This is a genomic window from Georgenia ruanii (assembly GCF_009193175.1).
Classification (GTDB): Bacteria; Actinomycetota; Actinomycetes; order Actinomycetales; family Actinomycetaceae; genus Georgenia; species Georgenia ruanii.
The window spans coordinates 251,438-261,841 of the sequence record NZ_VUKE01000003.1 but is presented as its reverse complement, the minus strand read 5'-3'; the positions used below and the strand labels follow the sequence as shown (position 1 = coordinate 261,841).

The 10,404-nt window shown below is 75.5% G+C and carries 9 protein-coding genes; 7 read left to right on the top strand and 2 right to left on the bottom strand.

The window, feature by feature from the left end:
* The coding region (locus GD880_RS05705) for a DUF222 domain-containing protein (RefSeq protein ID WP_152230647.1) at positions 1-587 on the bottom strand (587 nt) is incomplete at its 3' end.
* Between the two features lie 301 nt (positions 588-888).
* Here GD880_RS05705 and GD880_RS05700 point away from each other — a divergent pair.
* The 6 genes from GD880_RS05700 to GD880_RS05675 all read left to right on the top strand — a co-directional run bounded on the left by GD880_RS05700 (position 889) and on the right by GD880_RS05675 (position 8,717).
* Positions 889-1,848: a TIGR03885 family FMN-dependent LLM class oxidoreductase gene (locus tag GD880_RS05700; protein WP_152230646.1), complete on the top strand. Its 960-nt coding sequence runs from the start codon at positions 889-891 to the stop codon at positions 1,846-1,848.
* 38 nt (positions 1,849-1,886) lie between these two features.
* On the top strand, positions 1,887-3,560 hold the full coding sequence (locus GD880_RS05695) for an alpha-amylase family protein (protein ID WP_152230645.1): 1,674 nt from the start codon (positions 1,887-1,889) through the stop codon (positions 3,558-3,560).
* A 210-nt stretch (positions 3,561-3,770) separates the two neighbouring features.
* Positions 3,771-4,637: a YqeB family protein gene (locus GD880_RS05690; protein WP_152230644.1), complete on the top strand. Its 867-nt coding sequence runs from the start codon at positions 3,771-3,773 to the stop codon at positions 4,635-4,637.
* Between the two features lie 211 nt (positions 4,638-4,848).
* Positions 4,849-7,302 (top strand): circularly permuted type 2 ATP-grasp protein, encoded by a 2,454-nt coding sequence (locus GD880_RS05685; RefSeq protein ID WP_152230643.1) that lies wholly within the window; start codon positions 4,849-4,851, stop codon positions 7,300-7,302.
* Positions 7,299-8,282, top strand: coding sequence for a transglutaminase family protein (locus tag GD880_RS05680; RefSeq protein WP_152230642.1), 984 nt, complete (start codon positions 7,299-7,301; stop codon positions 8,280-8,282). The genes GD880_RS05685 and GD880_RS05680 overlap by 4 nt, the downstream gene beginning before the upstream one ends.
* A gap of 9 nt (positions 8,283-8,291) precedes the next feature.
* Positions 8,292-8,717, top strand: a complete 426-nt coding sequence (locus GD880_RS05675; RefSeq protein ID WP_152230641.1) for a (deoxy)nucleoside triphosphate pyrophosphohydrolase — start codon at positions 8,292-8,294, stop codon at positions 8,715-8,717.
* Positions 8,718-8,728: 11 nt separating this feature from the next.
* Here the strand turns inward: GD880_RS05675 and GD880_RS05670 are convergent, their stop codons facing one another.
* A complete protein-coding gene (locus GD880_RS05670) occupies positions 8,729-9,601 on the bottom strand; it encodes a variant leucine-rich repeat-containing protein (protein ID WP_152230640.1) in 873 nt (290 codons plus the stop codon).
* A gap of 172 nt (positions 9,602-9,773) precedes the next feature.
* On the opposite strand from GD880_RS05670, the gene GD880_RS05665 reads away from it, so the two are divergent.
* The gene (locus GD880_RS05665) at positions 9,774-10,397 is read left to right on the top strand and encodes a TetR/AcrR family transcriptional regulator (RefSeq protein WP_152230639.1); all 624 of its coding nucleotides are present in this window, start codon (positions 9,774-9,776) and stop codon (positions 10,395-10,397) included.
* Positions 10,398-10,404 lie beyond the last annotated feature (7 nt).

Here is a 10,404-nt window from a genome sequence, read left to right as displayed (position 1 = left end):
CCGGCGGCGATCACGTCGGCCTTGCGCGGGTCCAGCGCCCCGCGGGCCAGCGCCTCCCCGGTGGCCTGCAGCGGCCCGGTCAGCGCCATCGCGGTGCGCACCAGCCGGGTGGCGCCCGGGCGGGAGATGCCCTGGCGCATGGCCACCTCGGTGGCCACCGCGGTCACGGCGTTGACCCCGTCGCGGTCGATGGCCTGCACGGCCAGGGCCGACAGGGTCTCGGCGCGCTGGTAGTGGGCCCAGGCGATCACCCGCGACCACTGCGCGGCCAGCTCGACCAGGTCGCCCGGGTCCTGCCCGTCCGGGACCACCGCGGCCAGCCCGGCCGCCAGCGGCAACCCCACCAGCGCGGACACCGCCTGAAGCACGCCCGCCAACCCGGCCGGCCCGTCGGCAGCGCTGGCCGCGTCGATGCGATGCTCGGCGTCGCCGGCGGCGCCCGGGACGTCGTCGTGATCCACGGCGTCGGCGTCGTCGCCCACAGCGTCGGAGGCCGGGGCGCCCAGACGGCCCGGAGTGTCGGGGGCGCCGTCGGGGACGGAACCATCGCCACCGGTGGGGCTGTCGTCCTGCTCGTCATCGAACATGCATACAACCTATGACACCCCGCCGACATCGCGCCGGACGCCCGCCCAGGCTGTGGATATGACCGGAATGCAATCCTCAGTCGAACTCACACGAGCCGGGACCCGGGCGGAGCGGCGGCACGGCATCACTAGTTCTAGTACTGGCGTACTAGCCGTCGCCTGCCCATGCGGTTGGACCGTGGCCGCCCTCCACGACGGCGCGACGTCGCCGTCCCCGCACTCGGCTCGTGCTCGCGACGCTGGCATCCCTCCCGAACCGTTCAGGAGGCGCCAGCCCGAAACTGCCCCTAGGAAGGAACACGTGACGACCTACGGCTTCCATGCGTCCCACGAGCAGATCGCCCCGAGCCGGTTGCTCGCCGACGTCCGCGCGGCGGAGCAGGCCGGGTTCGACATGGCGATGTGCTCGGACCACTTCGCCCCGTGGAGCGCGCGACAGGGCCACTCCGGCTTCACCTGGTCCTGGCTCGGCGCCGCCCTGGCAACCACGTCGCTGCCGCTGGGCTGCGTCAACGCGCCCGGGCAGCGCTACCACCCGGCGATCGTGGCCCAGGCCGCGGCGACCCTCGGCGAGATGTTCCCCGGCCGGTTCTGGGTGGCGCTGGGCTCGGGCCAGGCCATGAACGAGCACATCACCGGCGGGCGGTGGCCCGACAAGGAGACGCGCCTGCGGCGGCTCGAGGAGTGCGTCGGGGTCGTTCGCCGCCTGCACGCCGGCGAGGAGGTCACCCACGACGGCCTGGTCACCGTCGACCGCGCCCGGCTGTACGACCTGCCGGTCGAGCCCGTGCCGCTGCGGGCGGCGGCCATCTCCGCCTCCACCGCCGCCCGAGCTGCTCGCTGGGCGGACGGGCTCATCACCATCAACCAGCCGGTCGAGACCCTGCGCGAGGTCGTGGCGGCCTACCGCGGCACCGGCGGCCGCGGCCCGCTGGCGCTGCAGGTGCACCTGTCCTGGGCGCCCACGGAGGAAGAGGCGCTCGCCGTCGCCCGGGACCAGTGGCGCACCAACACCTTCGCCGAGCCCGTGAGCCTCGACCTGCCCACGCCCGAGCACTTCGACGTCGCCAGCAAGGACGTCAGCGACGCCTCTGTCACCGCGGCGGTCAACGTCTCGGCCGACCCCGCCCGCCACGTGGCCTGGCTGCGCGAGTACGCCGAGCTCGGCTTCGAGGAGATCTACCTCCATCACGTCGGCCAGGACCAGCGCGCGTGGCTGGAGAAGGCGGCCACCGCCGTCCTGCCCGCGCTGCGCGCCTGACCGCCCGAGCAGCCCCCGACCCCGAGGAGCAACCGCCGATGAGAATGACCCAGACCTCCGACCTGTGGTGGAAGAACGCCGTCATCTACTGCCTGGACATCGAGACGTTCTTCGACGCCGACGGCGACGGGGTCGGCGACATCGCCGGCCTCACCGAGCGGATCGACTACCTCGCCCAGCTCGGCGTGACGTGCCTGTGGCTCATGCCCTTCTACCCGACGCCGGACCGCGACGACGGCTACGACGTCACCGACTACTACGGGGTGGATCCCCGGCTGGGCACCCACGGGGACGTGGTCGAGCTCATCCGCACCGCCAAGGACCGCGGCATGCGGGTGATCGCCGACCTGCTGATCAACCACACCTCCAGCGAGCACCCGTGGTTCCAGGCCTCCCGTGCCAGCACGGACAACCCCTACCGCGACTACTACGTCTGGCGCGCGGAGCCGCCGCCGGACACCTCCGACCAGGTGATCTTCCCCGACGAGGAGGACTCCATCTGGGAGCTCGACGAGCGGACCGGCGAGTGGTACCTGCACCACTTCTACGCCCACCAGCCGGACCTCAACATCACCAAGGCCAAGGTCCGCGACGAGATCTGGAAGACGATCGGCTTCTGGCTCCAGCTCGGCCTCGACGGCTTCCGGGTGGACGCGGTGCCCTACTTCCTCTCCGACGTCGGGCTCAGCCCGCAGGACAAGGAGGTCGACGACCCCCACACCTACCTGCGCCAGATGCGCGCGTTCCTCGGCCGCCGGCACGGCGACGCGATCCTGCTGGGGGAGGTCAACCTGCCCCACGAGGAGCAGCGGAAGTACTTCGGCGACAACGGCGGCGACCAGCTGCACATGATGTTCGACTTCATCGCCATGCAGAAGACCTACCTCTCCCTCGCCCGGGAGGACGCCGGCCCGCTGGCCGAGGCGCTCACCCAGCGCCCCGCCATCCCCCACGACTGCCAGTGGGCCACCTTCCTGCGCAACCACGACGAGCTGACGCTGGACAAGCTCACCGAGGACGAGCGCGCGGAGGTGTTCGCCGCGTTCGGCCCCGAGGAGCGCATGCAGGTCTACGGCCGCGGGCTCAAGCGGCGGGTGCCGACGATGCTCGACGGCGACCCCCGCCGCATCCGCATGGCGTACTCGCTGCTGTTCTCCCTGCCCGGCACCCCGACGCTGTACTACGGCGAGGAGCTCGGCATGGGCGAGGACCTCGGCGCCGATGGGCGGATGGCCGTGCGCACGCCCATGCAATGGTCCGACGGCGAGAACGGGGGCTTCTCCACCGCGCCACCCGACCGTCTCGTGGGACAGGTGGTCGACGGCGGCTACGGCCCGAAACACGTCAACGCCGCCGCGCAGATGCGCGATGCGGACTCGCTGTGGAACTTCGTGCGCACCCTCGTCCTCACCTATCGCGCCTGCCCGGAGCTGGGCTGGGGCCGGCTGACCGTGCTCGACCAGCCGCACACCCACGTGCTCGCGCACCAGCTGAGCTGGGAGGGCTCGAGCGTCGTCGCGCTGCACAACCTCTCGGCCGAGCCGGTCACCGTGCCGCTGCGTCTCGACGTCCCGCCGGACAGCGCGCTGGTGGACCTGTTGCGCGACGGCACCACGGACCTGGGCGCCGACGGCGCGGCGGACCTCCCGCTCGAGGGCTACGGGTACCGCTGGCTGCGGGTGCGCCGCGACGGCGAGCGGCAGCTGGTGTGACTCGCGACGGCGAGCGGCAGCCGGTCTGACTCACCACTCCGCGACCAGTCCCTAGGGGGAGTCCCTTACGCCTGAGGTCGGAGCCGGCCGGCGGGGATCTTCATTCTCCGGGCTGATGTGGCGGGGGGCCGCCGCGGGCCATCCTCGTCATGGTTGCCCCGCCGCACCCTGCGGCGGTCCGGCCACCGCCGTCTCGAGGAAGGGTCGATCATGCTGCCGAGCACCACGGTGCGCCCGCCCCGCGGGGTCCGCCTCGCACTCCGGCTGGGCTACCCGCTGGCCGGCCTGCTGCTCTTCCTCCTGCTCACGCTCGCCGTGGAGGCGGCCGCCCAGGCCAGCGACTCCTTCGACGGGTTCCTCGGCCGCGCCGACCGCGTGGGCGAGCCGGTCGCGCTCGTCGTCGCCGGCGCGCTCGGCCTGCTCCTCGGCGTGGTGTGGTCCTCCTCGGTGCTCGCCGAGGCGCTGCGCGCCCAGGTCGGCGGGCGGGCGATCACCCTCAGCTGGGACGACGCCCGCGTGAGCGTCCCGCGCGCGCTCGTCGAGGACGTCGTCGTCGGCACCGACGTCGTGCTCCTCGGCGCGGGGACGGTGGAGCTGGCGCGCGTGCGTTGCGACCTCGACCGGCCCGCCCTGCTCGTGGCGCTGGTCGAGCACGGCTACCCGGCGCCGCGCACCGAGGACCCGCACGAGGAGGTCTTCACGCCGTGGGCGCGCACCGCACAGGACCTGCCCCGCCAGGAGCGCCGGCTGCTCGCCGCCCGCGGGGAGGCGCTGACGGACGGCGCGCACGGCGACGCGGAGCTGCTGCGCCGCCAGCTCGCCGCCCGGGGGGTCATGGTGCGCGACGTCCACCGCCCCGGCCGGCGCGCCCGGGTGCAGGAGTGGCGCGTCATCCCCGGCGCCCTCCCGGCGATGAGCGCGAGGGCCGCCCGGGACACCGCGCGCACCGCGCCGGCCCGGCCGCGCGCGGGCGACACGAGCTCCCTGGGGAACGAGCGGCCCGCCGCCCGCCCGCCCTGGCACGAGCCTGAGCCGCTCGAGGCCGGCCGAGCCACGCTGCGCGCCGCGCTCGCCTGACCTCGACGGGCCGGCCGCCTGACCTTCCACGCCGCCTGACCCTCCACGAACTGCCCGACCTCGGCCGCTCCGGAAAGTCCCGCTCCGCCCACCACATCCGGGCAAACCTCCGGTAAAGTCGCCCGCGGACGTGTCGGACGTCACTTTGCCTCGCATTGGAGCGGTGCCCCGGCACGTCGGACGTCGACACGGCCACGCCCCGGGAGCCGCCTTGGACCTGCTCGAGTCCTACCGCGCCAACGGCCCCGGCCACGACGAGATGCTCCAGGCGTCCGGCCCCGCCCGGCTGGCCTGGGAGCAGCTCGCGGAGCAGGCCCGGCTGGGCCGGCCGGACCAGCTCGACGCCAGCCGCGCGGAGGTCATGAGCCTGCTGCAGGACGAGGGCCTCGTCACGGCCGACCCCGCCCACGCCTGGCAGCTCGACCCGCTGCCGGTGCTCGTCGACGAAGGCGAGTGGCACCGCCTCGAGGCGGCGCTGCTGCAGCGCGCGGAGCTGCTCGACGCGATCCTCACCGACCTCTACGGCGAGCGCCGCCTGCTCACCTCCGGGCTGCTGCCGCCGGAGGTGGTCCTGGGCCACCCCGGCTTCGTCCGCGCCGCCGACGGCATCCGCGTGCCCGGCCCCCACCAGCTCTTCCACACCGCGGCGGACCTCGCCCGCAACGCCGACGGCGCCTGGACGGTCCTCGCCGACCGCGTCGACACCCCCGTGGGCCTCGGGTACGTCATGGCCGACCGCCGCGTGGTCTCCGAGGTGCTCGCGGGCGTCTACCGCCAGTCCCGCACCCGCCGCGTCGGCCCCTACTTCCAGGCCCTGCGCGCCGCGCTCCAGGAGGTGGCCCCGGCGGCCGGCCCCGACGGCCCGCGCGTTGCCGTCCTCACCCCCGGCCCGGCGAGCCCGGCGGCGTTCGACCACGGCTACCTCGCGGCCATGCTCGGCCTGCCGCTCGTCGAGGGCGGCGACCTCGTCGTCCAGGACGGGCGGGTGTGGGCGCGCACCCTCGGCCGCCTCGAACCGGTCGACGTCCTCCTGCGCCGCGTCGACGCGGCCGACGTCGACCCGCTCGAGCTCCGGCGCGGCTCGCGCCGCGGCGTCCCCGGGCTCGTCCAGGCCGCCCGCGCCGGCGCCGTCACCGTGGTCAACACCCTCGGCACCGGCGTGCTGGGCAACCCGGCCCTCCTGACCTACCTGCCCCGCCTGGCGCGCGCGCTGCGCGGCGAGGACCTCGCGCTCCCCTCCGCGGTCACCTACTGGTGTGGGGACCGGTCCATGTGCTCGCACGTCATGGCCAACCTCGGCCGGCTCATCGTCCGGCCCACCTCCGACGCCGAGCGGCCCGTGCTCGGCTGGGAGCTCACCCTCGACCAGCGCGCCGACCTGGCCACCCGCATCGCCGGACAGCCCGCAGCCTGGGTCGGGCAGGAGCCCATCGAGGCCTCCACGACCCCGACCGTGCACCACCACGCGCTCGTGCCGCAGCCGACGGCGCTGCGGACCTTCGCCGTCGCCCGTCCCAGCGGCTACGTCGTCCTCAGCGGGGCGCTGGGCCACGTCGGCCCCGCCCCGCAGGCGGCGGGCGGCGTCGTGGGGACCGCCAAGGACGTGTGGGTGCTCGCCCCCGAGCCGGCCGACGCCGCCGTCACCGGCGCCGCGCTGCCCGGCCGCTCCCCCACCGCCGCCGTCTCCGCCCGCGCCGGGGAGGACCTGTTCCACCTGGGGCGGCACGCCGAGCGGGCCGAGTCCACCGTCCGGCTCCTGCTCGCCGTCGCCGACCGCTGGGACGACTTCGCCCGTCCCGCCCTGCCCGGCCCGGCCGCGAGCGCCCCCGGTGCCGGGCCGGCGGCGCTCGCCGTCCTCCTCGAGGCCCTGCACACCCTCGCAGCGGAGGCCTCGCTGGCCGGGCTCGTCACCGACGCCACGGTGCACGGCTCGGTGGCATGGTCGGTGGCGCGGATGGCGCAGGACGCCGCCGGGGTGCGCGACAACCTCTCGCCGGACGTCTGGCGGGCCCTCTCCGCCCTCGAGCGGACCCTGCGCGCCGAGCGCCAGCGTCAGCTCGACGACGGCGAGAACCCGCTCGGGCTCGCGCCCGCCCTCGGCCGCCTGCTGGAGGCGCTCATGGCGCTCACCGGCGGCTTCGCCGAGTCCCTCGTCCGCGACGTCGGCTGGCACCTGCTCGAGGCCGGCCGCCGCCTGGAGCGCGCCCAGCGGCTCGTGGCCACGCTGGAGGCCACCGTGACCGCCCCGCACGACGACGCCGTCGAGCGACTCGTGCTGGAGTCGGTGCTCCTGGCGAACGAGTCGGCCATCACCTACCGGCGCCGCGGCGGCGGCCTGGCCGGCGCGCTCGACCTCCTCCTCGTCGATCCCGCCAACCCGCGCTCGCTGGCCTTCCAGCTTCAGGAGCTGCGCGCCCACCTGGCCGGCCTGCCCGCGACGGGCCGCGGGCCAGCGTCGCGGGACCAGCTCCTCGACGAGGCCCGGGACCTGCTCGGCGAGCTGCGCACGGAACGGGCCGCGCGGGAGCGCGCCGCGGGGCGGCGGGTGCACCTGGAGCAGACGCTGGAGTCGGTCGGGTGGCGCCTGGAGGAGCTCGCCACCGAGATCAGCCGGGTCCACTTCACCCGGCCGGTGGTGGCCCAGTGGCCCGGGGGGTGGCAATGAGCAGGCCCAGCGCGCGCCGCGGCGGCGAGGAACGCCACGTCCGGCTCGTCCACCGCTCGACGTACACCTACCCGGCGCCGGTGACCGGCTCCTACGGGGTGGCCATGCTGCTGCCCCGCGCCGGCGCCGGCCAGCGCGTCCACGCCGCCGACCTCGCCGTCACCCCCGGGCCGGCGGAGGCTTCCGACCACCTGGACCTGCACGGCAACCGGGTCGGCTACTTCCACGTGACCGAGCCACACACCACCCTCGAGGTGTGCGCGACCTCGGTGGTCAGCGTCGCACGCCGGCGCCTCGACCCGGCCGCCGCGCTGCCGGTCACGTGGGAGCGCGCGGCCGCGTCGGTCAGCGGCATGCGGGCCACCGGGATCGGCGAGCACGGCGAGGGGCCGGCGTCGGTGCTCGCCATCGTCGAGTCGGCGCTGCCGTCGGAGCTCATCGCCCCGGAGGAGTCGGTGCGCGAGTACGCCATGTCGTCCTTCGGGCCCGGCACGCCGCTCGTGCACGTGGTGGCCGGGCTGTCCCGGCGCCTCCGGGAGGACGTCGGCGACGCCCCGCCCGGGCGCGAGGGCCCGGCGCCCCTGCCCGAGGTGCTCGCGCGCCGCGCCGGCTCCAGCCACGACCGCGCGCACCTGCTCGTGGCGTGCATGCGCTCGATGGGCCTGGCGGCCCGGTACGTCTCGGGCTACGTGGCCCCGCCGGAGGCCGCGGCGGAGGCCGGCGGCGCGGGGCAGGGTCCGCGGGCGTGGGCGTCGGTCTGGCTGCCCGGCGGCGGATGGATCCACGTCGACCCCACCGCCGACCAGTTCATCGACAACCGCTACGTCATCCTCGGCTGGGGCCGCGACCACCACGACGTCGCGCCGCTGCGCGGGGTGGTCTTCGGCGGCGGCGCGGGCTCGTCGGTGCGCACCGAGGTGCGGATCACCCCCGCCGCCGCGCACGACCTGGCCGCCGCCGTCCGGCCGGCCACCACCTAGGCTCGGGGCATGCCGTCCAGAACCCGTCCTTCCCTCGTGGTGGCCGCCGCCATCGTCGACTCCCTCGCCACGCCGACCCGGGTCCTGTGCGCGCGGCGGTCGGCGCCGCTGGCGCTCGCCGGGCGCTGGGAGCTGCCCGGCGGGAAGGTCGAGCCGGGCGAGGCGGCCGAGGCGGCCCTGCACCGCGAGCTGGACGAGGAGCTGGGCGTCACCGTGCGGCTCGGCGACCAGCTGCCGGGGCCGGAGGAGGGCGACTGGCCGATCCTCGCCGGCCGCACGATGCGGGTGTGGCTGGCCGAGCTGGTCGCGGGCACGCCGCGCCCGCTGGCGGACCACTCCGAGCTGCGCTGGGTCGCCCACGAGGCGCTCGAGGACCTGGACTGGCTGGACCCGGACCGTCCCATCGCCGCGGCGCTGCGCGCCGTGCGGGCCTGAGGGGCGTTCCCTCAGACGCCGCCCGAGGGTCCGGCCTCGTACTTGTCCGCGCACCGCCAGATCCCGTCCGGCTCGCGCCCGCCGCAGGTGTTCCCGAAGTCCTCGTACTCGGAGAAGGACGGCGAGTCCCAGAACAGGTCGTCGCAGGCCTCCCCGTCGCCGGCGTCGCAGGCGTCCCACAGCGCGTCGAGGTGCTCGTCCGAGCCGTACGTGGACTCCGCGCGCGCGACGCTCGCGGCGCGCTCGACGAACCAGTAGCCGACATAGCCCACCCCGACGACGGCGACAAGCACGGCCACGACGAGCCCGACGATCCACGGCGCCCGCGACCGCTTGGGGGCGGCGCCCCACGAGCCCGGCGCCGTCGCATAGCCGGGCGCGTACCCGCCCGCACCCATCGGCGGAGCGTAGGAATTCAGCGTGGGCCCGCCGGGGCCGGCGTACCCCGTCGTGGCCGGCATCGGGAAGTAGGCCGGGCTCCCGTACGCGCCCGCACCCGGCGTCCCGTACCCGCTGGTCCCGTACCCGCTGGTCCCGTAGCCGCTCGTCCCGTACCCGCCCCCGCCCGGGCCGCCGGCGTCCGGCGCGGCGAAGCCGGTCGGGGCCGGCTGGGCGTACCCGCCCGCACCCGGGGCGGCGGGTACGGCCCCACCCGGAGCCGCGAAGGGCCGGGCCCCGGGCTGCTGGTCCCGGCGGGCCAGCGCGGCATTCACCGCGACGTCGCCGAGCCGGGCGAGGCGATCCAGGACGTCGGCCGGCGTCGCCGGGTTGGCGGCGACCAGCGGCCGGAGGTCCGGGCGGTGCTCGGCGATCTGCGCGAGGAGCCCGGGCGTCGACGCGGGGTTGCTCGCGTCGTAGGCGGTGAGCTGCTCGGGGGCAGGCATGCGGGCTCCTTCAAGGATGGGCGCGACGTGCAGCCACATTATCGTCCGGATTCTGGCGCAAATCCCGCCCCTGCGGGGCGCGGCCTCCGGGCGCCGCTGCCCGCTCGGAGGAATGGCTCACTGTTTTCACGACGGTTGGCCAGCGTCTGTCAGCAAGTGGCATGATCTGCAGGTGCCCAAGATCCTCGGTAGCTCTCTCGCCGAACACCGCGAGCGCACGCGCAGCGCCCTGTTCGCCGCCCTGTCGCACCTCATGGGCGAGCGCGGCTTCGACGCCGTCTCCCTCGCCGACATCGCCGCCGAGGCGGGCATCGGGCGCACCGCGGTCTACAACCACTTCCCCGACAAGGAGTCCCTGCTCCTGGCGTTCATCGAGCACGAGACGTCGACCTACGTCCGCGCCCTCGACGCCTCCCTCGCCGAGGTCGACGACCCGGTCGGGCAGCTGCGCGTCTACGTGCGCCAGCAGCTCCAGCTCGAGCGCTCCTACCACTTCGCCCCCGGCCCGGACCTGCGCGAGGTCGTCTCGCGCGAGGCGGCCATGCACCTGCGCGCGCACGTCGGCCAGGTCGAGGCGCTGCTGCGCAAGATCCTCACCCGGGCGATCGAGGCCGGCGACATCCCCGCCCAGCACGTCGACGCCGTCGTCCAGCTCGTCCACGCCTGCCTGAGCGGACGCCGGGTGCCGCGGGCCGAGCCGGAGCGCAGCGAGTTCATCGCGGCGACCGAGCTGTTCGTCCTGCGCGCCGTGGGTGCGCCGGCCGCCTGGCCCGTGCGCGCCGCCGAGGTCGCCTGACCCCGGC